Here is a 21605-nt window from a genome sequence, read left to right as displayed (position 1 = left end):
GCTCAGCCTCCCCGTTCCACCTCCTCCCGGATCTCCTGGACGCTACGGTCTGGATTGCGGCGCTTTTCCTCAACCACGCGCTGCTGGAGTTCAGCTTCACGTTCGGCGTTGGCCTGTTGTGCCTGAGCCTCCCGCATCCCGTGGTAGGCCTCCACGGCTTCATTGATCTTTTCACCGATCTTCTCGCCTGCCTGGAGAGCGCCTTCCATCGCGCCGCCGACAAGTCCTTTTGCAGCCTCACCAGTTGCCTTGCTGATATTGCTCATGTTTATCTCTCATGTTTGCTTGCAGGTTCTTCGTTTTTTAAAAGTAACCCTGCGGAAGCTATTGATGGGAAAATTTCACAAAAGTGAATTGATCTGGATCAAATTACCAGAACAATTCCCGGTTGAGATGTTTGAAAATGCCGCTTCAGGGCGGAGGTCTCAGCCCTGTGCCGCCCTGCGCCGTTCCCGGTGGGCAATGTAGATGCCACTGGCAACGATCAGCGCGATGCCGGCCCAGGTCATCAGATCGGGAAAATCGCCGAAGACCAGAAAACCGAACAGGGTGGCGCTGACGATTTCCAGATAGTTGAACGGGGCAATGACCGACGCTGGCGCCAGGGCCAGAGCCTTCACGATCAACCCGTGCGAGACGAAGGAAATGGCTCCGATGGCAAAGAGCAGCGACATTTCGATGCTGTTGGGCATGGCCACGATAATGCCCGTCGTCTCCACGCCAAAAGCGGCAATCACCGCAATGACGATGGCCAGCGTCAGGCCGCCTCCCAGCGAAGTCGTGAACTGCATGGACAGCATGCTGTCCTCACCCGCCAGAATGCGGGTCGTCAGCAGGTAAAGCGCAAACAGGCAGGCGGTGACCATCGGCAGCAGTGCGGCCGCGCCAAAGGCATCAAAGCCCGGCCGGATGATCATGATCGCCCCGATCAGCCCCACCACCACGGCCGCCCAGCGGCGCGGACCGACTTGCTCCTTCAGGAAAATGGCGGAAAGAGCGGTCAGCACCATCGGCTGGATGAAGAAGATGGCAATCGCATCGGCAACCGGCATCACCTTCAAGGCAGTAAAGAAGGCGAAGGTGGCGCCGGCCAGAAAAATGCCGCGCAGCATGTTGATGCCCCAGCGCTTCGGCATCAGGGTGCGCAGGCCGCCGGTCATCATCAATGCGCCAAGCAGAGTAAAGACAGCCTGGAAGAAGAAACGCCCGAAGCCGATGAGCAGCGGCGCGACCGTGGCAGACAGGTATTTCGCCACCGTGTCCATGCCCGGCACGATGATCATCGCCAGAGTCATCAGCAGGATGCCCTGCAGAATATCGGCCTTGCTTGAAATCCGGCTGGCAGGCGAGGGCGCGCCCGTCATGACAGAGGCACGGCGCCAAGCGCCAGATCGAGGGCCGACAGGGGCTGTATGCTGGCAAGGGCCGCGCGGGCTTCGGCGCTGTCCCGGTCCATCTGCGCAATCAGTGCCGCGCTGCTGTCAAAACGCTCTTCGGCCCGCAGGTAGGAGACGAATCGCACCCGCAGCGTCTTGCCATAGAGATCGCCGGAAAAATCGAACAGGAACACTTCCAGCAGCGGCGCCCCATTGTCGAAGGTCGGGCGGCGGCCGAAACTGGCAACGCCGTCATGGCGCTGACCGTCCACTTCCACCCGCACCGCATAGATGCCGTGCTTCAGCGTGCAATCATCGGCAAGGCGCAGGTTGGCGGTGGGATAGCCGAGATCGCGGCCGCGCTTTTCGCCATGGCGCACCTCGGCCTCGGCAAACCAGCGGTAGCCAAGCAGGCCGTTGGCCAGTGCCAGATCCCCTTCTGCAAGGGCTGCACGGATGCGGGAAGAGGAAATGACTTCGCCGCTCTCGTCATTTTCCGCCGTAACGATGGTGACGCCAAAGCCGTGCTTTTCGCCGGAGGCACGCAGGAAGTCCGGCGTACCGGCCCGGCCCTTGCCGAAGTGGAAATCATAGCCGGTAACCGCGTGGCGGATGCCGAGGGCGCCGATCAGGATTTCCTCGACGAAGCGCTCTGCCTCAAGGCTGGCGAAATCGCGGGTGAAGGGCAGCACGATCAGCCCGTCGAGGCCAAGCGCTTCCATCACCTCCGCCTTCACATGGGCGGGCGTCAGACGGAAGAGCGGCACATGCGGGGCAAAGACCGAACGGGGATGCGGCTCGAACGTCATGGCAATGACAGGCCGTCCGTGGCCGTGTGCTTCATCAATCGCCGCCTGCAGTACGGCCCTGTGGCCCCGGTGCACACCATCAAAGTTGCCAATGGCAACGGCGCTGCCCTTGAGGTGCGCCGGTAACGAGGCCAGATCCTCGACAACTGAGAAAGGCGTAACGGTCATCAGAGATGAGAACCTGCGGGCTGGACTGCAGGCTGATCTGCAGCAGACATGAAACATGCGGCCTGACGCGTGGAAAATGCCTGCGTCAGGATTTGCCGGACCCTGCCGTTTTCACGGCCTTTCGTCAAGCGCACTTTGGCCGCCGTCCGTGCTGTCTGCACCCTCAGCTCTGGTGCCCGGGAAAGTCCCGCTCGGTCCCCCGGGCGGGGACCTTGACCATGGCTTCGCCTTCCAGAACCACCGTCTCCCCAACCCGGCAGATGCAGGAAAGCCGGGCCCGGTTGCCCTTGGGCAGAAGCTCCGCGACCTTCACCTCCACCGTCACGTCATCACCGATCCGCACCGGTGCCTTGAAATTCAGGGTCTGCGAAAGATAAATCGCGCCGGGGCCGGGAAGGCGCGTGCCAAGCAAGGCTGAGATAAGGCTCGCAGTATAAAGCCCATGGGCGATGCGCGTCCGGAAGGGCGTGCGTGCGGCAAAATGCTCAGACAAGTGAATAGGATTGCGGTCACCGGACACCTCGGCAAAGCCGACAATATCAGATGCGCTCACGTGCTTCGTCAGAGTCTCGCTCATGCCCTCGCTCAGGTCCTCGTAGCAAAGCTGACGCAGCTCAAGCATTTTTGCCTCCCAATACCAGAAACGTGCCCTTAAATACCGGTACGCACGCTATGGGGCAGAGTGCTCGGACACAATACGCCTTTGGGGGAAGAAAATGCCTTGCGCTATTAACGGTCTTTTCAGGGGAACCGCTTAGATTGCCCAAGTATGGGGAGGTGGGAACACGATCATCGTGTCTTCCTCCTGAAACGTCAGATCTCGTCATTTCCGGCCCAGAGGGTGGGCCCTGTAATTGACAGTATGGAGTAGACAATGGCCCTTGACCTTTCGATGCCGGTCCTGGTGGTCGATGATTACAAGACCATGATCCGGATTATCCGGAACCTGCTGAAGCAGCTTGGTTTTGAAGATATCGACGATGCAGCCGATGGTACGGAAGCCTTGGAGAAGATGAAGCAGCGCAAGTATGGCCTGGTCATCTCCGACTGGAACATGGAACCGATGACCGGTTACGAGCTGCTCAAGCAGGTTCGCGCTGACGCAAGTCTCTCCAAGACGCCGTTCATCATGGTGACTGCCGAGTCCAAGACCGAAAACGTGATCGCCGCCAAGAAGGCCGGCGTGAACAACTATATCGTGAAGCCGTTCAACGCGCAGACGCTGAAGGGCAAGATCGAAGCGGTCTTCGCAGACTGACAGATTTCGCTCACCCCGGCGGACTGCGCTGCTCCTCTCGCAGCCACGTCCGCCTGAGTGACGGGTCAGACCGATTTTCTCACGTCTGTCATTGCCCGGATGGCACTCCGGAAAATGGTGCAGAGGGAGGTCCCGTTCCAGGCAGCAGAACGGGCCAACGGTGCTGGCTACCCAACTGGAGGGCAGAACAATGGCCACAATGACAAAAGAGAACGTGGTCCGCGTCATCGAGTTTTTGGAAAAAAACAAAAGCCGTGACGGGGAAGTTGGCCTGAATGACGTCATGCAGCTTGCCGAAGTCATGAGCGGCTCAATGCATGATTTTTTGCTGGCGGTGCAGCCGGCAGTGACTGGCGAGCTGAAGGCAATCGCTGGCGAAATCACGCGAATGAAGGAAGAAATCACCGCGCTGCGTGCCAATGACATGAAGCAGCAGAAGATTCCCGATGCCGGGCGCGAACTCGATGCCATCGTCGAGGCGACCGAATCGGCGACGCACACGATCATGACGGCTGCCGAGGAAATCATGGGCGCCGACACGTCGGATGGCTTGGCCTATCAGGAACTCGTCAACAACAAGATGATCGAGATCTTCGAGGCCTGCGCCTTCCAGGATATCACCGGGCAGCGCATTTCCAAGGTCGTGGGCACCCTCAACTACATCGACCAGCGCGTCTCCGCCTTCGTTGAAAAGCTGCGCATCGTGGAAACGATGGAACCGGCGGCTGAAGAAACCGAAGCCGACCGCCGCAAGCGCGAGCTGATCCTGCATGGACCGCAGATGGCCGGTGAAGGCGTGTCGCAGGACGATATTGACGCCATGATGAGCGGTGGCGGTTCTCAGGACGACATCGACAAGCTGTTCGGCTGAAGTCTGACTGACTTTCGAATCAAAAAGGGCCGTAGCGGTGACGCTGCGGCCCTTTGCTTTGGATCGGTTACCAGCTGAGGCGCGGCAGGGCGGCGCGGGCGGAGAAGCCCTCTTCCGCGAGGCGCCGGCGGATCAGCGCCTCATCCGGCGTATCGACCGGGCCGAAATCCGAGGCATGGATGCCGCCGGTGATGAACAGCACGTCCAGGTTCTGGGCGTCTGCGCCGCGAATGTCCGTCGGCAGGCCGTCACCGATGGCCAGCACCTTGGAACGGTCGAAGTCCGCGCCCTGGATCTGCTGCAGGCGGGCAAGTGCCGCATCATAAATCGGCTTGTGCGGCTTGCCCGGCAGGGTGACGCGGCCGCCCAGATCCTCATAGAGACGGGCAAGGGCACCGGCGCACCAGATCAGCTTGTCGCCGCGCTCCACCACGATATCCGGATTGGCACAGACCATCAGCAGACCGCGTGCAGCAAGAGCCTCCAGCTGATCCCGGTAGTCGTCCGGGGTCTCGGTCTCGTCATCAAAGAGGCCGGTGCAGCTGATCAGATCGGCATCTGCCTCGCTCACAATCTCAAGCCCTGTGCCGTCATAGAGGCTGAGGTCACGCTCCGGGCCGATGTGGAAGCACTTGCGCTCCGTGCTGCTGATCAGCAGGTGGCGGGTGACGTCGCCGGATGTGACGATATCATCATAGGCATGACGCGGCACGCCAAGCATGGCCAACTGCTCGTGGATCGGCTCGGCCGGCCGGGGAGCGTTGGTGATGAGCACCACCGTGCCGCGCTGCTCCTGGCGGAAGCGGGTCAGCGCCTCATGCGCGGCCGGAAAGGCGGCGACACCATTGTGCAGCACGCCCCAGACATCGCTGAGAATGCCCCTGTAATCAGGCGCAATGGCACCGAGGCCGGGGATGAGCAGGGGGGCTGTTGCGTTCATGGGGGCCTCTTCCGGGCTGATCTGGTAACATTGGCGGGAATCGGGAGGTTGTCCCGCGCAGGCTGGCGGACAATATACGAAGCCGCGCGCGGGAGAAACCGGGCATGACAGCTGCCCGGACAGAGATAGCATCAGACAGAGACAGCAGCAGACTGGCGCCAAAGGACAGGCGCCGCAGGACAGGCAGATGGCAGTCAGACAACTGGGCGAGGCGGTGATCAACCGCATCGCGGCAGGCGAGGTGATCGAACGGCCCGCCAGCGTGATCAAGGAGCTGGTGGAGAATGCGGTCGATGCGGGCGCCTCCAGCATCGACATCGTGACGGCTGCAGGCGGCAAGACCCTGATGCGCGTCTCCGACGACGGCCTTGGCATGACGGCAGCCGATCTGGCGCTGGCCGTGCGCCGCCATTGCACGTCGAAGCTGCATGAGGAAGACCTCTTCGACATCCGCACCCTCGGCTTCCGGGGCGAGGCTCTGCCCTCCATCGGCTCCATCGCAAGGCTTGGCATCACCACCCGCCATGCGCAGGAACCCCATGCCTGGCGCATCGAGGTGGAGGGTGGAACGGAGAGCGATGTGCATCCGGCTGCCCGCCACAAGGGCACCCAGGTGGAAGTGCGGGATCTCTTCTTTGCAACGCCCGCCCGTTTGAAATTCCTCAAGACCGACAAGGCGGAGGCCGCCGCCGTGACGGATGTGGTCCGCCGCATTGCGCTGGCCTATCCGGAGGTTGGGTTCCAGCTGTCCGGCTCGGACAGGACCGCGCAAAGCTGGCCAGCAGCGCGCGGCGAGGATCCGCGCATGGCGCGGCTGGCACAGGTGCTGGGCAAGGAGTTTCTCGACAACGCCATGGAGATCACGGCAGAGCGGGAGGGCGTGCGCCTGACCGGTTTTGCCGGCCTTCCCACTTATAACAAGGGCACGGCGCAGCAGCAGTTCTTCTATGTCAACGGCCGCCCGGTGCGCGACAAGCTGCTGCTGTCCGGTCTGCGCGGCGCCTATGCGGATGTGCTGGCCCGGGACCGGCATCCGGTCGTGGTGCTCTATATCGATCTGGACCCGGCCCTGGTGGATGTGAATGTGCATCCGGCCAAGGCAGATGTGCGCTTCCGCGACGGGCAACTGGTGCGCGGACTGCTCGTCGGGTCGATCAAGCAGTCTCTGGTGATGGCAGGCCACAGGTCGTCCACCTCCAATGCCGCGGCTGCCATGGAGGCGCTGCGGACCGGCATGACGCCGGGCATGGGTGAGGCGCCAGGAAGCGGCCCGCAGCGCTCCGCGGCCTATCAGGGCAGTTATGGTGGAGGGGGCTGGCGTCCCGCCTCAAGGCCTGCCCAGCCGCAGGGGGGCTGGGACTGGCGCAGTTCCGCCTACCGGCCCTCGGAGGACGATGCGGCTCCGGCCGGAGCACAGGGCTTTGCCGAAGCTGCTCAGGCCGCCCTGGCGGATATCGTACTGCCCTCGGCGGATGCGCGGGCGCATAGCGAGCCGGCAGGCCAGGAAAACACGAGCCGCCCACTGGGAGCAGCGCGGGCGCAGGTGCACGAGACCTACATCATCTCCCAGACCATGGACGGGGTTGTCATCGTCGACCAGCATGCCGCGCATGAGCGGCTGGTCTATGAGCGGCTGAAGGAAATGCTGGCCGCCCGTGACGTGCCACGGCAGATGCTGCTGATCCCGGAAATCGTCGAGCTGCCGGAGGAGGACGTGCACCGGCTGGCCGAACATGCGGATGAACTGGAGGCTGCCGGGCTGGTGCTGGAGCCCTTCGGCCCCGGTGCCATTGCCGTGCGGGAAACACCTGCCATGCTGAAATCGCTCAACATCCGGGCGCTGGTGCAGGATCTGGCCGACGAATTGACCGAGTGGGAAACCGCCTCAGGCCTCAAGGAAAAGCTCGATCACGTGGCCGCGACGATGGCCTGCCACGGCTCCATCCGCGCCGGCCGCCGCATGCGTCCGGAAGAGATGGACGCGCTGCTGCGCGAGATGGAGGCAACGCCGCTTTCCGGCCAGTGCAACCACGGCCGGCCGACATGGATCGAGCTGAAACTCTCCGATATCGAAAAGCTGTTCGGCCGGAAGTAGCGATCCGGTTCGGGGGCAGGACCTGCTCCAAAAAGAAGAGGGCCGCACGGTGGCGGCCCTCTGGTCTCGTCCTGGGAGGGACTGTGTCAGGACGGGGCATGGCGCAGGCGCACCATGCCACCCCGTTTCATCATCAGAACACGCGCTCGACGCGGATCGTGGTGTAGAACTCGTCGCGGTCACGGCGGCCCGAGTTGCGGTTGTAATCGAAGCTGCGGTAGGCGAACTCGGTGCCGATGGAAAAGTCGGAAATCGGCTTCCAGTTGACGTTGAAGTTGGCGCCCCACTGCTTGAAGTCATTGGCAGAGCCAGCCGCATCGGCAGAGTAGTAACCGCCTTCAATGTTGGCGTCCCACTGCTCATTGAAGTTATGCAGGTAGCCCGCACCAATGCCCCAGGCCTTGGTGGTCTTGGTCTTGGTGCCATCCAGCGTCGCATCGGTGATGGCATCGTCCCAGCTGTCGAGAACGTAGCCGGATGCGCCATTGCCATACATGGCCTGCAGAGCGACGGCATCGCCTGCCCCCAGGAAGGGCACATTGATCTGCACACCCGCGCCAATGGCATAACCAGCCTTGGTCTTCGCGTCGGTGTCTTCAAAGCGGGTTTCATGCAGGGCGCCCATGATCTGGGCGGAACCCCAGGCCTGATCGATGCGCAGGTTGGCAACCAGATCCGGCAGGCGGTGGCCGGCATAGGTGGCGGAACCGCCCTCAAGGTTCCAGCGGCGGGTGGTGCCGTCTTCGATCGAAACCGTGGTGGTCAGACCGTTGCCGAGGTCGGCCGTATAGGCGGCAACCCAGTTGCGCACATCCGTATACTGGGTCTGGAAGTTGCCGTAGGAATAGCCGGTCCAGAAGTCATACATGGACGCGGTGCGGCCGAAGGTGAAGTTGCCGAACTGCACAAAGGCATGTTCCAGCGTGGTGCCGGTACCGGTCCCGTCGTTCGAATTGTTCTCGAAGTAGGTGTCGATGTAGGCGCGGACGAGCCCGTATTCGCTGTTCGTACGCGCATCGAGGCGGATGGTGCCGCGGGCGCGGGTGTAGGTGCCGAAGTCCGCGCGGTCGTCCCAGGCATTGTCGCGGTTACCGAAATTGTCGAAACGGTATTCGGCGCGGACACGGCCTTCCACGCGCAGGCAGGTCTCGGTGCCCGGGATGTAGAAGAAACCGGTTCCATAGGCATCACAGACACGGACGTAATCAACCGGCTCGGGAGCGGCCGGAAGATCGGCAGCAAGAGTGCCTGCAGACGAGGCTGCCAAGAGTGTCATTGCAGAAATCAGGCGTACACTGCGCATTCAGAGATCCTTCCCAATGAGCCAGCTGTCCGTGCCGGGGCCGCTGGGACGCGTGAGTCGACATTCAATAGGAAGATGATACGCCGGCTCCTGAAAAAGAAAATCGGGCAAAACAGGCCGTTTACTTATTTGGCCGCGTAGATGCAAAAAAGACACGAAACAGCTTTTCCGGGGTTGTTTCGGCTATAAAAGATGCAGCAAGCCGAAAACGCTGGCAGCCAAGTAAGGTGCTGCGTGCCTCTGTTTTAGCCGTATGATGAAGAGATGGGCGCGGCTGGCCGTGGTGGATTCCGGCGGGAGGAGTTTTCCGTCATCTGCCTGTCTTGCATGCGTGGCATGGAAGCGCCGCAAGGAGGCCGTGCGGCACGGCAGGCGGTGCGGCATTGTCCGCAGGCGGCTGACGCCACCCGGCTGGGAGACTTCAGGTTCAAATGAAAAGCATTGTCTGGCTGGCCGCGCTTCCGCTCCTGCTTGCAGGAGGGCTCACTCTACCCTTGCCCTTGCCAACCGGATTGCCCTTGCTGGTCCTCGGCCTGGTGATGATCCTTGCCGCCAGCCCCTGGGCAGTGCGCCTTTTGCGGCGGCTGCGGCGGCGCTTTCTGCGGCTGAATGGCCTGTTTCATACATTGGAAGACCGGGCCCCGGTGCGGCTGGGCCGGATCCTGCGGCGTACCCGGCCGCGGCAGAAACTTCCTGTGCCGCCAGACGGCCCTGACGGCGGGAAGGCGCCCCTATGACGGCATGCAGCGCGCGAAGAGCACCTGACTGTCGCCGCTTGTGCGCTGATCGAGAAGCTCGAAACCGGCCGGAAGCGCAACCGTGTTGCTGGCACGTTCTTCCAGAACGCAGATGGCGCCACCGGCCAGCCAGCCGCCCTCGCGGGCAGAGGCCAGTGCCAGTTCGCCGAGGCCCTTGTCATAAGGCGGGTCGGCGAAGAGCAGGTCAAATGGCTCGATTGTGCCAGCAGCCCCCAGTTTCGTGGCATCCCGGCGCAGGATCTTGGCGGCGCCGTTGAGGCCGAAGGCTTCCATGTTGCGGCGGATCACGCCGCGTGCATCCGCGCCTTCCTCAACGAAGGTGGCGTGTTTTGCGCCGCGGCTGATGGCTTCGAAGCCGAGGGCGCCCGTGCCGGCAAACAGATCCAGCACCCGTGCGCCCTCAAGATCCGCGCCAACGCCATGCAGCAGGATGTTGAAGATGGTTTCGCGCAGCCGGTCGGAAGTCGGGCGCGTGGCGTCCGACTTCGGCGTGGCAAGGCTTGCGCCCTTGAATCGTCCGGCAACGATGCGCATCACCGGTCCTCTCAGCCGCGCGAACGGGGCTTGAAGCCACCACCGCCACCGCCGCGCTTCGGCCCGCCGGGGCCGCTGCGTGCAGGGCCGCTGCGAACGGGACGGTTTCCACGGTCAGGCCGGTTGCCGCGGTCCGGACGGGGACCGCGATCCTCACGCGGGCCGCGCTCAGGCCGGTCATTGCGCTCGAAGCGGCTACCGCCTGCAGGGCGTTCGAAACGGCTGCCGCCTTCGGGGCGCTCGCGCCGCTCCGGACGGTCAGGGCGCTCGGAACGCTCGCGGGGACGGATCGGCCGGTCATCCGGGTCACGGAAGGCGGGCTTGCGGTCACGGCCGGTGCGCTGTTCCTGCTGCTTGTCCTCAACGAGGCCCTCTGCCCCCCAGATGCGGCGGGGGCGGGCGGTGCGCTGCGGACGCTCGTCTTCAGCCTTGCGGACGGAAGGCTCGCGCGTCAGGCGGAAGCGGCTGCGCGGGGAGACCTTCTGCGGACGCTGGCTCTCGCCACCTTCACGCTTGCCACCCTCCCGGTTGCCATCACGTCCGCCGTCTCTGGCACCAAAGCTGCGCTCGCCGCCTTCAGGGCGCGGCTTGCGCGGGCCCTTGGGGCGGTTCACGGCTTGTGCACCGTCACGGGCGGTCATCCATTCGCCGCGGGTCTTCTGACCCTGCTGCTGCGGTTTCTTCTTTTTCGGCTCTTCCTTCGGAGCGGCCTGGGTCAGCACCGGAGCTTCGAAATCAGCCCCTGCGGCTTCCGCCAGCTTGTCGCCCAGCTGGTCGCGCAGCACGCGGCCCTTGATCTCGCGGGCCTCGCCCTCGGGCAGATCGAGAAGCTGGAACGGACCGAAGGACAGGCGGATCAGCCGGTTGACCGACAGGCCCAGATGCTCCAGCACGCGCTTGACTTCGCGGTTCTTGCCTTCGCGCAGGCCCAGCGTCAGCCAGACGTTGTCGCCCTGCGTCTTGTCGAGCACAGCTTCGATGCCGCCGTAAAGCACGCCGTCAATGGCAACGCCATCGGCCAGCGCGTTCAGCTGGTCCTGCGTGATCTCGCCAAAGGCACGCACGCGGTAGCGGCGCAGCCAGCCGGTGGCGGGCAGTTCCAGCACGCGGGCAAGGCCGCCGTCATTGGTCAGCAGCAGCAGGCCTTCGGTGTTGATGTCGAGGCGGCCGACGGACACCACGCGCGGCAGGTCTTCGGGCAGTTTCTCGAAGACGGTCGGACGGCCTTCCGGGTCGAAGTTGGTCGTCACCAGGCCGCGCGGCTTGTGATAGAGCCACAGGCGGGTGCGCTCCTTCTGCGGCAGCGGCTCGCCATCCACCAGAATGATGTCGTCTTCCGTCACGGTGATGGCCGGAGTGGTCAGCACGGTGCCGTTGACGCTGACGCGGCCGTTCGTGATCCACACTTCCGCATCGCGGCGCGAGCACAGTCCGGCGCGGGCCATCACCTTGGCGATACGCTCGCCGTCATGGGACGACACTTCGGGCGCAACGCGCACGGCCTGCGGCTTGGGAGCCGCCTGGCGCTTGGGCGCAGGCTTGCTGTCTGCGCGCTTGGGCCGGTCGTTGCGCATCGGGCGGTCATCACGATAGGGACGGTCGCCGCCACGGGGAGCCCAGCCATCGCGCTGCTGCGGGCGGTCGCCGCCACGGGGAGCCCAGCCATCGCGCTGTTGCGGACGGTCGCCGCCACGCGGAGCCCAGCCGTCACGCTGCTGCGGACGGTCGCCGCCACGCGGGGCCCAGCCCTCACGCTGCGGACGCTCACCGCGCGGGGCGGCGTCATTGCGGCCGCCGCGCGGGCCATAGCCGCGCTCGCCGAAGCCTCCTTCGCGGCCCTGACGGTTATCTTGGCGGTTATCTTGACGGTTACCTTGGCGGTCACCCTGACGGTCGCCTTGGGGGCCACTCTTGCCACCGAAGCGGGGGCCGGAAGAGCGGGGGCCAGAAAAGCCTTTGCCGGGCGCGCGGTTGTCGCCGCGTCCGGAAGAGGAAGAGCCTGCGCCATCGTTACGGCGCGACGGGCCGCCGGGGCGATTGCCGCGGGGCCGGGAAGGAGTTTTATTGCCGGTCATGGCCGCCTCATAGCAGAGCTTGCACGGTTTAGGAATCAAGCAAATGCGGCTGCCGCACAAAATTCGCAGCTCATGGCAAATATTGCCGCCGCGAGACAGGCTGACGTTCCGCACAGTTTGGTCTAAAAGCAGCGGAGGGACAGTGAGATAGCGGCGCTACCGGACATGAAACCGCCCAGAATGGCAGAGCAGAAGGCCCCCGTGCCGTCCTTCATGGACATGGCACTGGAAGAGGCGCGTCTGGCCGCTTCACGCGGTGAGGTGCCGGTGGGGGCCGTGCTGGTGCGCCAGGGGGAGGTTCTGGCAAGGGCGGGCAACCGCACGCTGGAACTCAATGATCCCACGGCCCATGCCGAGGTGCTGGTCATCCGCATGGCCTGCGAGGCACTTGCCTCCCAGCGCCTGCCCGAGTGCGATCTCTATGTCACGCTGGAGCCTTGCCCGATGTGTGCAGGCGCCATTTCCTTCGCCCGCATCCGCAGGCTCTACTATGGGGCGGGGGATGAAAAAGGTGGCGCCGTGGATCATGGCGTGCGCTTCTACGCCAGCCCCACCTGCCATCACGCACCTGAGGTCTATTCGGGCTTTGCCGAAGCCGAGGCCTCGCAGCTGCTGAAGGACTTCTTCCGCAGCAGGCGGGAAGAGTAAGGGTGTCTATCCGCCGCCCGGCATCATCACCATGACCGTGCGCTCGCCAGGCAGCACCTTGCGGGAGAGGACGGCGGCAGAGGTGGGATAGGGCGTCACGGCCCAGCCCTCGCTTGCCGCACGGACGAGAAAGCGCTCCAGCGCACCGGCGAAGTGGAAATGCATCGGCACCACGACGCTGGGCTTGATGCCGTCCAGCACCGCCATCAGGCTGTCGAGGCGCAGGGTGGCGGCATTGTCCACCGGCGCCAGCACCACGTCGATCCGGCCGAGCGTGGCCAGATCATCCGGCGTCAACTGGTGATGCAGGTGGCCGAGATGGGCGATGCACAGGTCCGCCAGTTCGAAGATGAAGATGGAATTGCCGAAGGCGCGCGTTTCCCCATCCCAGCCGCGGGCGTTGGTCGGCAGGTTGCGGATGCGCACGTCTTCGACGCGGATGTCGTGATGGATGGGGCCACCCTCCGGGTTCCAGCCCGTCAGCACATGCTCGATGGACGGATCCGGGTTGAGGGTGAAGTGGGTGGAATGGGCGTTGTTCATGGTCGCAACGCGCGGCGGCACAGCCGGCTTTTCGTAGTCGTTGTAATCCGTTGCGATGCGCACGCCCTTGGGGCTGGTGATTTCGAAAGTCGCGTGTCCGATGTAGCGCAGACCCACCTCGTCCAGCGCCAGAGACGGCGCCTGCGCCAGCTGCAGGACGAGATCCGGCGATGCGCTGGCGACTTTTATGCCGGAGGGCAGCACCCAGCCGCTGGTCAGAGGCGCCTGCGGGCCGGAAGCGATCAACTGGCAGCTTGCGGCAGCCGGAGTGGCAAGGCTCAAGCCCGCCAGAAGCAGCGCGGCACACCAGACATGGGCGATCGGCTTGCGCCAGGTGGCTTCGTTCTTGCCGCGGAGCCCTTCAAAACGGGCTGACCTGCTGCGGCTTGTGGAGGTTTTCCGGACCATGGCGCACCCCGTCCTGATGCGTTGACACGGGAAAGCCTAGGCCAGTTTCTCTCGCAGACAAGCTCACAATTGCGTCAGAGCCGGGCGGGAAGGCAAAGAAAAAGCGCCGCTCCGGATGTCTGGCTGGGGGGAAGACGGAGCGGCGCGAGGCGGGGGCAGGCGGGAGGAAAGACCTTACCCCTTGATTACACAGAGAGTTACCGGCGGCCTTGTGCCGCGCTGAGGCTGGAACTTGTCGCAGGGCAGACTGGCCTGCATCTCGCGGGACTGGCGGTAAAGAATTTCACCGGCATGACCGGCCTCGTCGAGCAGCGCGCGCAGGCTGCAGCCTGCTGCGATCATCAGCCCGATGGGCCGCAGATGCGCCTTGCGGTAGCAGAACACGGCAAGCCGGGCTTTCTGCTCTTCCGGCAGGTCTCCGGCGGCGCTTGCGGCCGAGGCTGCATTCAGGTGCATCAGGTGCTGGAAGGTCTCTTCCGAGACCGGGCAGGTGTCCTCATCCAAGGACCGGGGTGCAACGCGGGTCATGCGGTTTCTCCTTCTGGATACAGGAGAAATTCTCAATCTTGCGTATTAAACAATGGTTAATTTGGCATTCCGCGTCAAATAATGGCAGGAAAAGATATCAAAAGACTCAGCGAATACACGGGATCCGCGAATTCTTGCGGGTTACGCCGCTTTTTCGAGCAGTTCGGAGAGCTGTTTCTTCACAAGTTCACGCAGCGGAGCTGCGGATTCAAGCACCGTCCGGGTCTTCATGAAGTCGAGAACGCGGATGTCGTCGACGGCTGGCCGCACAAGTATATCCGGCCGTTTTTGCTTGAGCTTTTCTGCAGTAATTGTACGCATGAGGATCTGTGAGGATCCGAACAGGGAGTCCAGTGTGGCCGGTGCATTCTTGTGGGTGCGCCGCGGCACGGGCACGCCCACCACGTCCACTGCAACCGTCAGCCCGCAATCGGCCGGGAGAATGTCGAAAGGCAGGGGATTGGCGATGCCGCCATCCACCAGCACCCTGCCGCCCATCTCGACCGCCCGGAACACGGCCGGAATGGCGATGGAGGCGGCGATGGCGGGGCGCAGCGGGCCCGTGGTGATGTCAATCTCGCAGCAGCCGTAAAAGTCGGTGGCCAGCACCGTGAGCGGGATCTTCAGGTCCTCGAAATGATCGGGGATCAGATCTGCGGCAAACAGATTGACCACCTTCAGCGGGTCAAACTGGGCGATGCCGCCGGCGAACATGTCGGTGAAGCGTTTGGGCCGCAGCTGCCACAGGCGCGCAATCAACGCATTGCGGTGGCGGAAGGTTTCAAGCGCATAGTCATAAAGCTCCTGGCCGGACAAGCCCGCCGCATAGCCCGCCCCCAGCAGGGCGCCGATGGATGAACCGGTGATATGGCAGGGCTTCAGGCCCAGATCGTCAAAGGCCTGAAACACCGGAATATGGGACATGCCGCGCGCTCCGCCGCCGCCAAGGGCAAGGCCGATCCGGGGGTAGGTCATCTTGAAACTCGCTTCCTGCATCTGCGCGGGGAGATATTCCTGTATCAGGGTTGTGCCTGTCTTGCGTGATTTATCCGGCAGGAAGATGACAGGACCGCCCGCCGCTTATCCTCCCTGCAGAAACGGCAGAAGGGCCGCCAGCGTTCCATCCGGGTTCTCCTCGGCGAGAAAATGCCCGCCGGTCACGCCCTGACCTTCCGCCTGCGGTGCCCAGCGGCGCCACACATCGAGCGGCGTGCCTGCGCCCGGCGCAATGCCTGACGTGCCCCACAGGGCGAGCAGCGGGCAGGCAATCTGGCGTCCTGCGGCGATGTCGGCGCCGTCATGCTCCAGATCCGTTGTGGCGCCTGCCCGGTAGTCCTGGCACATGGCGTGGATGCGGGCGGGCTGGCGGAAGGCGTCCCGGTAGGCCTTCATGGCGGCGGGGGCGAAGGCGGTAAGGCTCCGCTCCGCCGTCCAGCTCGCCATGGTGTGGTCGATGTAATAGTCCGGGCTGCCGCCGATCAGCGTTTCGGGCAGGGGCGCAGGCTGGGCGAGGAAGGCCCAGTGATAGACCTTGAGTGCGAACTGCCGGTCCATGCGGGCCCAGTAGTCATGGGTAGGCAGAATATCCAGCACGGCCGCGCGGCTGACGGCTTCCGGATGATCCAGCGCCAGCCGGTAGGTGACACGGGCGCCCCGGTCATGGCCGCAGACCATGAAGCGCTCCTGGCCAAGGCCGCGCATCAATTGAGCCACGTCCTGCGCCATCTGCCGCTTGGAATAAAGGCTTGCATCCACCTCGGGCGCGTCGCTGGCGCCATAGCCGCGCAGGTCCGGGATCACCAGTGTGAAGTGCCGTGCAAGCTCCGGCGCGATGCGGTGCCACATCACATGGCTTTGCGGAAAGCCGTGAAGCAGCAGCAGGGCTGGCCCTGAGCCGCCGAGACGGCAGAACAGCCGGACACCGCCAGCCTCAATCATTCTGGCGTCAAATCCGGGAAAAAGATCTGCCTCGGGTGCTGTCATCATCCGGCTCCTTCCTGTGCTGACGGCAGGATGGCCGCAGGGCGGGACAGGCGCAAGGGAGATGCCTATTCACGAAAACAAGAAGCCCGGCACAGCGGATGCCGTGCCGGGCTTCTTCAGTCCGGTGCTGAGCCATCTGCCCTCAGAGGGCGCGCCAGGCGATGTCACGGCGGCAGAAGCCTTCGGGCCAGTCGATCAGGTCCACGGCCTTGTACGCCCGCTCGCGGGCTTCGGCGACGGTCCTGCCGGTGGCGGTGACGTTGAGCACGCGCCCGCCCGTGGCCAGAATGCGCCCGCCATCAGCCTTGGTGCCGGCGTGGAAGACTTTGACGCCTTCGACCTTGCCCGCAGCTTCAAGACCGCGGATCTCCGTGTTCTTCTCGTAAGCGCCCGGATAGCCCTTGGCGGCCATGACGACGGTGAGGGCCACGTCATCGCTCCAGGTGGCACTGTGCTGGTCCAGCGTGCCGTCTGCGGTGGCGATCAGCAGCGGCAGCAGATCCTCCTTGAGGCGCAGGGTGATGACCTGGCATTCCGGGTCGCCGAAGCGGGTGTTGTATTCGATCAGCTTCGGGCCACTCTCGCCAATCATCAGGCCAGCGAAAAGCACGCCCTTGAACGGGGTGCCGCGCTTTGCCAGCGTTTCGATGGTCGGGAGGATGATCTCCTCCATGGTGCGGGCGATGACGGCATCACTGGCGACGGGAGCCGGCGTGTAGGCGCCCATGCCGCCGGTGTTGGGGCCTTCGTCGCCGTCAAAGACGCGCTTGTGGTCCTGCGCAGCCACGAGGGGCAGGGCGGTCCTGCCGTCGGACAGCACGAAGAAGCTGGCCTCTTCGCCGGTGAGGAACTCCTCGATCACCACTTCCGCCCCGGCTGCGCCGAAGCTGCCGTCGAAGCAGGCGTTCACTGCCGCTTCGGCCTCGTCCAGCGTCATGGCCACGACCACGCCCTTGCCAGCGGCAAGGCCATCTGCCTTCACAACAATCGGAGCACCTTGCTGGCGCAGATAGGCCAGCGCCTTGTCCTTGTCCGCAAAGCGGCCATAGGCAGCGGTCGGAATATTGGCTTCGGCGCAGAGGTCCTTGGTGAAGCCCTTGGAGCCTTCCAACTGGGCTGCGGCCTTCGAGGGGCCGAAGGCCTTGATGCCGGCCGCCGCCAGATCATCGACGATGCCTTCCACCAGCGGGCCTTCCGGACCGACGACGACGAAATCGATGGCCTTTTCCTTGCAGAAGGCAATCACGGCAGCGTGGTCTGCAACGTCCAGAGCAACGAGTTCCGCCTCTTCGGCAATGCCGGCGTTGCCCGGCGCGGCGTAGAGCCGGGAGGTCAGCGGCGACTTGGCAATGGCATAGGCGAGGGCGTGTTCACGGCCACCGGAACCGATGAGGAGAATATTCATGGGCAAGCTCTCACGTCTGCGCGGCATCGCCGCTGGGCCTTCCAGAGTTGCGGCGCGGATTAGCACGGCAGGCCGGGGGCGGCAATCCGCTGAGACGCCGGAGAGCGCCCGATGATACGGCCCGGCGGTTTTTCGCTGCTGCTTGGAACGGCTGTCACGGCGCCGCGTATTGTCGAACTCGCCGGCCGCATGCGCGGTGAAACGGGGCTGCCGATGACACGGGCGCAGGAAAGTGCGCTGCGCATGCTGATGGTGGATGCAAATCTTGGCCGGGCGTGGCTCGCCAATTTCCGGGATCAGCCTGCGGGCTATGCCGTGGCGTTCTTCCGCCATTCGGTGGAAATGGCCGACCGTCTGGCGCTCTTCGGCGAGTTCTACATCGCTCCGGAAGCCCGCGGGCGCGGGCTGGGCCGCCGCCTGCTGCGCGGGGCCTGTGCCGATCTTGCCGATTTCGGCATCCGCCATTTCCACGCTGCTGCGCCGCAGAACTCTGTGGCCGCCGGATTGATCCTGTCCGAAGGCTTTAGCCGCAGCCCGCTTGCGGTCTATGAGCGCGAGATCGGCGAGGAAGACGATCTGGGGCCATGACTGCCCATGCTTGATGAGGCTGGCAGCCGGGAATGGGATTGGAAGACCCGGTTACATGGCGGACGTAAGGCTTCAGGCCGCCGCCAAGGGCTCGCCAGAGGCGGCAGGGTCGTGGTAACGAAGGGGCATGAGTCTCAAGATCTTCGGCACCCGCGACACGGGCCCGGTTTCCGATGCTGTGAAGCGTCACTGGGTCGACACCAAACTGCCCGCCTGGGCCCGGCCTTATGCGCGCCTTGCGCGCTGGGAGCGGCCCATCGGCTGGCAATTGCTGCTGTGGCCGTGCCTGTGGTCCTCCGCGCTGGCGGCGGTCGCGGCCGGAAATGCCTATCCCAACCCCTGGCACATCCTGCTGTTCCTCATCGGGGCGGTGGCCATGCGCGGGGCGGGCTGCACCTATAACGACCTTGTGGACGAGAAGATCGACGCGCAGGTGGAACGCACCCGCTCGCGGCCGATCCCCGCCGGGCAGGTGACCCGCGCACAGGCCAAGCTCTTCATGGCGCTGCAGGCGCTCGTGGGCGGACTGGTGCTGATCCAGTTCAACCTGTTCACGATCGTGCTCGGCCTCGCCTCGCTGCTCGTCGTGGCCATCTATCCCTTCATGAAGCGCTTCACCAACTGGCCGCAGCTGTTCCTCGGCTTTGCCTTCTCCTGGGGTGCGCTGATGGGCTGGGCAGCCCTGTTCGGCAAGCTCGATACGGCGCCTTTCCTGCTTTATGCCGGCGGCATTCTCTGGACGATCGGCTATGACACGATCTACGCCCATCAGGACAAGGAAGACGATGCGCTGGTGGGCGTTCGCTCCACCGCAAGGCTGTTCGGATCCTGGACGAAAGCGGCGCTGGTGGTGCTTTATTCCGGTGCAACGGTGCTTTTCGCCCTTGCTGCGGCCTTTGCGGACGCGGGGCCCTTTGCCTTTGCCGGCATTGCGCTGGGCGCGCTGCATCTGTTCTGGCAGATCGTGGTGCTGGATATCGATGATGGCGATCAGTGCCTGAAGCTCTTTCGCTCCAACGACCGCTATGGCTGGATTGTCTTTGCCGGGTTCTGCCTGGAGGCGTTGGTCAGCCGTCTGTAACGGCTACTGGGCAGCGGATGCCACGGGAAGATGCAGCACCTGGAGGACGGAGGAGGCTCCGGTCTCATTCTGCTCCTGGAGATCCGCGCCGCACTTGTCATGTCCGTTGCGAACCCGGTTTCGGCCCGCGCGCTTTGCAGCGTAGAGGCCATGGTCGGCGGTTGCCAGCGTCTGCTCCAGGCCATTGACGCCGCTTCTGCCCGCCGCGATCCCGGCACTGACGGTGACATGCAGGGCACCGCCTGATTTCCGCACGGTCTTTTCGGCAAAGTCGGCGCGCAGCCGGTCTGCAACCGTTTCAAGCGTGCGTATGTCCGTATCCGGCAGGAAGATGGCAAATTCCTCGCCGCCGAGCCGGGCCACATAGTCACCCTTGCGGGTGTTCTCGCGCAGAACATCGGCAAAGATCGTCAGCATCTCGTCGCCGGCGGCATGGCCATGCAGGTCATTCACCTGCTTGAAGTGGTCCAGATCGAACAGGGCAACGGCAAATGGCCTGTCGGCAAATGCGTGCTTCTCCAGCCAGCGGTCCGCATCATTAAAGAAGGCGCGCCGGTTGGACAGCTCTGTCAGCGGATCGCGCAGAGCCTGTTCCCGCAGCAGCCTCTCCTCCCGTTCGATGATCATCGCAAAGGCGGAGATGATGGTGGCGAGCGTGGAGATGATGAGCGTGAGAAGGTAGATCGCGGTCAGGTTGGATTTGACTGCAGCTTCAAAGCTATCCAGCCCGATGAAGGTGAAGCCGAGAACCATGGCCATCTTCGACATTATCTCGAAGATCATGCTGTCGCGGAGCCAGTTAGCCGATTTCAGCTGGTCGTGATTGCACTTGCGCGTGACCTGGATCGACACGACCAGGAGCAAGAGGACCAATGCGTTGACCAAGACCACACGCGGCAGGAAGTTGTTGTAGAACGCGGGCACGAGGCACATGGACATCCAAAGGGTGGCAGGCGCTGCGGTGACCATCCAGCTCTCATGCCGGTTCCAGAACATCTTGATGGCCTTGAGGCGCAAGCTCATCGCCAGCAGAATGATGCCATTGCCAAACGCAATGCTTGGGAAGTCCGGGATGTGTCCGCGCAGGCTGACGAGAAAAACTCCAACGCCCATGAGGCCGAGAGCAACAGACCAGTAGCGGACGCTGTCGGCGTGGGCGCTTGGTCTGCGGACCGAGAACCGGAACACAAGCATCAGCATGCCAGCGCCCATCAGAAGCATGAGCGTGACTGCAGTTGAAAGCGTAACGGCATCAAGATGCATATGACTTTGTTCCTGCCCGGAAGGTGACAGATCTAGCGCAGAAAATGCTAAAATATCCGTTAGGTCAAACCCGTAGAAATTGAAAAAATGCCTTTCGCGGCGGTAAGAAATTCCGGAATTTTCAAATAAACAAATAAAAATAGAAGAGGCGGCCCAGGGCCGCCTGCCAGTTTCTAAGCTGAATGCCGTTCGGCGGCCATTCAGTGCCGGGCGATGATCTCGCGCTCGCCGCGGTGCACCGGCAGCAGGGCAAGGCCACGGCCCGTCTTGCGGCGGTTCAGAAAGCGGGGGCGGTGGCCGGTGAGGGCGTAGACCTTGCGCCGCAGGCAGGGCCTTGCGGGAAAATGCGGCTGCGCGGCATCCTGAATGGTCGAGACGCTGCCGTCCGGCTCCACGATCTGCAGCGGCAGGTTGAGCGCTTCGGCCCAGCCGGCCCAGTCTTCGGCCAGATCCTCGGCATTGTCCGCCTCACGCAGCGTGAGGCACAGGGCCGGATCGGGATGGCGCAGGAAGAGCCGCGCCACCAGCGTGCCGAGAAGCCCGGCGGGGCGGATCTCCACGGCAATGCCTTCAAAGACATTGAGCGGCACCACCAGCGTCAGCGGCAGTCCGGCCAGCGGGCGCTTGATGATGGCGGTGTCACGGTCCAGATAGACCCTGGCATCGACGCGGGCGCTGCCGGCAGCGGGCGGCGCGCTCATGGTGGTGTCGAACCTGACGGGGAGGGTTGCCGGGTCGAGCCGCTCTGCGCGGCCCGCCCCGGCCTCCAATGCTCCGTCGATAGCTGTCTGACGTCTCAATTGCCTCTCCATCGGACCCTTGTTTTTGCGGTGGGCCTCGTGAATGACATCAATCTACGCAGCAGCCGGTGGGCATTGCCTTAACAGGCGTGGTTAAGAAAAGATGATCTGATTCAGGGTTATCAAAGACTAACCAGTTACTTAAGAAAAAACTTACTTTGCTTGTCCGTC

General features: G+C 63.7%; 21 protein-coding genes. 6 read left to right on the top strand and 15 right to left on the bottom strand.

Going from position 1 to position 21605, the window contains the following annotated elements; genetic code table 11:
- Positions 1-2 precede the first annotated feature (2 nt).
- The 4 genes from IF10I1_RS21065 to IF10I1_RS21050 form a co-directional block, all read right to left on the bottom strand.
- Positions 3-266 (bottom strand): hypothetical protein, encoded by a 264-nt coding sequence (locus IF10I1_RS21065; protein ID WP_058897844.1) that lies wholly within the window; start codon positions 264-266, stop codon positions 3-5.
- A gap of 159 nt (positions 267-425) precedes the next feature.
- Positions 426-1364, bottom strand: coding sequence for a DMT family transporter (locus IF10I1_RS21060; RefSeq protein WP_186393166.1), 939 nt, complete (start codon positions 1362-1364; stop codon positions 426-428).
- Entirely contained in the window at positions 1361-2353 is a 993-nt protein-coding gene (locus IF10I1_RS21055) for a bifunctional riboflavin kinase/FAD synthetase (protein WP_186393167.1), read from the bottom strand. Before IF10I1_RS21055 ends, IF10I1_RS21060 begins: the two co-directional genes overlap by 4 nt.
- Before the next feature lie 163 nt (positions 2354-2516).
- Positions 2517-2975, bottom strand: coding sequence for a MaoC family dehydratase (locus IF10I1_RS21050; protein WP_019963147.1), 459 nt, complete (start codon positions 2973-2975; stop codon positions 2517-2519).
- A 252-nt stretch (positions 2976-3227) separates the two neighbouring features.
- Between IF10I1_RS21050 and IF10I1_RS21045 the strand changes: the two genes are divergently transcribed.
- Positions 3228-3611 (top strand): response regulator, encoded by a 384-nt coding sequence (locus tag IF10I1_RS21045; protein ID WP_019963146.1) that lies wholly within the window; start codon positions 3228-3230, stop codon positions 3609-3611.
- Between the two features lie 313 nt (positions 3612-3924).
- Positions 3925-4482 (top strand): protein phosphatase CheZ, encoded by a 558-nt coding sequence (locus IF10I1_RS21040; protein WP_208977300.1) that lies wholly within the window; start codon positions 3925-3927, stop codon positions 4480-4482.
- 67 nt (positions 4483-4549) lie between these two features.
- Here the strand turns inward: IF10I1_RS21040 and IF10I1_RS21035 are convergent, their stop codons facing one another.
- Positions 4550-5422, bottom strand: a complete 873-nt coding sequence (locus IF10I1_RS21035; protein ID WP_122519404.1) for a TIGR01459 family HAD-type hydrolase — start codon at positions 5420-5422, stop codon at positions 4550-4552.
- Positions 5423-5609: 187 nt separating this feature from the next.
- Here IF10I1_RS21035 and mutL point away from each other — a divergent pair, with 187 nt between their 5' ends.
- Positions 5610-7517, top strand: a complete 1908-nt coding sequence (mutL, locus tag IF10I1_RS21030) for a DNA mismatch repair endonuclease MutL (RefSeq protein ID WP_186393169.1) — start codon at positions 5610-5612, stop codon at positions 7515-7517.
- Between the two features lie 133 nt (positions 7518-7650).
- On the opposite strand, the gene IF10I1_RS21025 is transcribed toward mutL, so the two are convergent.
- From IF10I1_RS21025 to IF10I1_RS21015, 3 genes are all read right to left on the bottom strand, one after another.
- On the bottom strand, positions 7651-8820 hold the full coding sequence (locus IF10I1_RS21025; protein ID WP_208977299.1) for a porin: 1170 nt from the start codon (positions 8818-8820) through the stop codon (positions 7651-7653).
- 731 nt (positions 8821-9551) lie between these two features.
- Complete coding sequence (gene rsmD / locus IF10I1_RS21020) at positions 9552-10112, bottom strand: 16S rRNA (guanine(966)-N(2))-methyltransferase RsmD (protein ID WP_123193639.1); 561 nt, start codon at positions 10110-10112, stop codon at positions 9552-9554.
- A gap of 11 nt (positions 10113-10123) precedes the next feature.
- Positions 10124-11686, bottom strand: coding sequence for a pseudouridine synthase (locus IF10I1_RS21015; RefSeq protein WP_371328551.1), 1563 nt, complete (start codon positions 11684-11686; stop codon positions 10124-10126).
- Between the two features lie 681 nt (positions 11687-12367).
- Here IF10I1_RS21015 and IF10I1_RS21010 point away from each other — a divergent pair.
- Complete coding sequence (locus IF10I1_RS21010; RefSeq protein ID WP_208977298.1) at positions 12368-12835, top strand: nucleoside deaminase; 468 nt, start codon at positions 12368-12370, stop codon at positions 12833-12835.
- Positions 12836-12841: 6 nt separating this feature from the next.
- Here IF10I1_RS21010 and IF10I1_RS21005 read toward each other — a convergent pair whose 3' ends face one another.
- From IF10I1_RS21005 to purD, 5 genes are all read right to left on the bottom strand, one after another.
- Positions 12842-13786, bottom strand: a complete 945-nt coding sequence (locus IF10I1_RS21005; RefSeq protein WP_208977297.1) for an MBL fold metallo-hydrolase — start codon at positions 13784-13786, stop codon at positions 12842-12844.
- A gap of 174 nt (positions 13787-13960) precedes the next feature.
- Positions 13961-14314 carry a hypothetical protein gene (locus IF10I1_RS21000; RefSeq protein WP_050471993.1) on the bottom strand — a complete coding sequence of 118 codons (354 nt, stop codon included), beginning with the start codon at positions 14312-14314 and terminating at the stop codon, positions 13961-13963.
- A 141-nt stretch (positions 14315-14455) separates the two neighbouring features.
- Positions 14456-15289 (bottom strand): patatin-like phospholipase family protein, encoded by an 834-nt coding sequence (locus IF10I1_RS20995; protein WP_208977296.1) that lies wholly within the window; start codon positions 15287-15289, stop codon positions 14456-14458.
- Between the two features lie 105 nt (positions 15290-15394).
- Entirely contained in the window at positions 15395-16297 is a 903-nt protein-coding gene (locus IF10I1_RS20990) for an alpha/beta fold hydrolase (protein ID WP_208977295.1), read from the bottom strand.
- 142 nt (positions 16298-16439) lie between these two features.
- Complete coding sequence (purD, locus tag IF10I1_RS20985) at positions 16440-17702, bottom strand: phosphoribosylamine--glycine ligase (RefSeq protein ID WP_123193643.1); 1263 nt, start codon at positions 17700-17702, stop codon at positions 16440-16442.
- A gap of 111 nt (positions 17703-17813) precedes the next feature.
- On the opposite strand from purD, the gene IF10I1_RS20980 reads away from it, so the two are divergent.
- Both IF10I1_RS20980 and ubiA read left to right on the top strand, forming a co-directional pair.
- The gene (locus tag IF10I1_RS20980) at positions 17814-18290 is read left to right on the top strand and encodes a GNAT family N-acetyltransferase (protein ID WP_186393172.1); all 477 of its coding nucleotides are present in this window, start codon (positions 17814-17816) and stop codon (positions 18288-18290) included.
- Positions 18291-18417: 127 nt separating this feature from the next.
- On the top strand, positions 18418-19371 hold the full coding sequence (gene ubiA / locus IF10I1_RS20975) for a 4-hydroxybenzoate octaprenyltransferase (protein ID WP_058897836.1): 954 nt from the start codon (positions 18418-18420) through the stop codon (positions 19369-19371).
- 3 nt (positions 19372-19374) lie between these two features.
- Here ubiA and IF10I1_RS20970 read toward each other — a convergent pair whose 3' ends face one another.
- Entirely contained in the window at positions 19375-20634 is a 1260-nt protein-coding gene (locus IF10I1_RS20970) for a GGDEF domain-containing protein (protein ID WP_186393173.1), read from the bottom strand.
- Between the two features lie 200 nt (positions 20635-20834).
- Positions 20835-21434, bottom strand: coding sequence for a DUF6101 family protein (locus IF10I1_RS20965; RefSeq protein ID WP_208977294.1), 600 nt, complete (start codon positions 21432-21434; stop codon positions 20835-20837).
- Positions 21435-21605: the final 171 nt, after the last annotated feature.

Source organism: Pannonibacter sp. I15F10I1 (genome assembly GCF_900185665.1).
In the GTDB taxonomy this organism is placed as follows: Bacteria; Pseudomonadota; Alphaproteobacteria; order Rhizobiales; family Stappiaceae; genus Pannonibacter; species Pannonibacter indicus.
Note: the sequence above shows the minus strand (reverse complement) of the source record. Positions and strands in the feature narration are given on the sequence as shown.

Coding starts and splice junctions, on each gene's coding strand:
- IF10I1_RS21065 (WP_058897844.1), bottom strand. CDS start 266: ATGAGCAATATCAGCAAGGCAACTGGTGAGGCTGCAAAAGGACTTGTC.
- IF10I1_RS21060 (WP_186393166.1), bottom strand. CDS start 1,364: ATGACGGGCGCGCCCTCGCCTGCCAGCCGGATTTCAAGCAAGGCCGAT.
- IF10I1_RS21055 (WP_186393167.1), bottom strand. CDS start 2,353: ATGACCGTTACGCCTTTCTCAGTTGTCGAGGATCTGGCCTCGTTACCG.
- IF10I1_RS21050 (WP_019963147.1), bottom strand. CDS start 2,975: ATGCTTGAGCTGCGTCAGCTTTGCTACGAGGACCTGAGCGAGGGCATG.
- IF10I1_RS21045 (WP_019963146.1), top strand. CDS start 3,228: ATGGCCCTTGACCTTTCGATGCCGGTCCTGGTGGTCGATGATTACAAG.
- IF10I1_RS21040 (WP_208977300.1), top strand. CDS start 3,925: ATGCATGATTTTTTGCTGGCGGTGCAGCCGGCAGTGACTGGCGAGCTG.
- IF10I1_RS21035 (WP_122519404.1), bottom strand. CDS start 5,422: ATGAACGCAACAGCCCCCCTGCTCATCCCCGGCCTCGGTGCCATTGCG.
- mutL (WP_186393169.1), top strand. CDS start 5,610: ATGGCAGTCAGACAACTGGGCGAGGCGGTGATCAACCGCATCGCGGCA.
- IF10I1_RS21025 (WP_208977299.1), bottom strand. CDS start 8,820: ATGCGCAGTGTACGCCTGATTTCTGCAATGACACTCTTGGCAGCCTCG.
- rsmD (WP_123193639.1), bottom strand. CDS start 10,112: ATGCGCATCGTTGCCGGACGATTCAAGGGCGCAAGCCTTGCCACGCCG.
- IF10I1_RS21015 (WP_371328551.1), bottom strand. CDS start 11,686: ATGCGCAACGACCGGCCCAAGCGCGCAGACAGCAAGCCTGCGCCCAAG.
- IF10I1_RS21010 (WP_208977298.1), top strand. CDS start 12,368: ATGGCAGAGCAGAAGGCCCCCGTGCCGTCCTTCATGGACATGGCACTG.
- IF10I1_RS21005 (WP_208977297.1), bottom strand. CDS start 13,786: ATGGTCCGGAAAACCTCCACAAGCCGCAGCAGGTCAGCCCGTTTTGAA.
- IF10I1_RS21000 (WP_050471993.1), bottom strand. CDS start 14,314: ATGACCCGCGTTGCACCCCGGTCCTTGGATGAGGACACCTGCCCGGTC.
- IF10I1_RS20995 (WP_208977296.1), bottom strand. CDS start 15,289: ATGACCTACCCCCGGATCGGCCTTGCCCTTGGCGGCGGCGGAGCGCGC.
- IF10I1_RS20990 (WP_208977295.1), bottom strand. CDS start 16,297: ATGACAGCACCCGAGGCAGATCTTTTTCCCGGATTTGACGCCAGAATG.
- purD (WP_123193643.1), bottom strand. CDS start 17,702: ATGAATATTCTCCTCATCGGTTCCGGTGGCCGTGAACACGCCCTCGCC.
- IF10I1_RS20980 (WP_186393172.1), top strand. CDS start 17,814: ATGATACGGCCCGGCGGTTTTTCGCTGCTGCTTGGAACGGCTGTCACG.
- ubiA (WP_058897836.1), top strand. CDS start 18,418: ATGAGTCTCAAGATCTTCGGCACCCGCGACACGGGCCCGGTTTCCGAT.
- IF10I1_RS20970 (WP_186393173.1), bottom strand. CDS start 20,634: ATGCATCTTGATGCCGTTACGCTTTCAACTGCAGTCACGCTCATGCTT.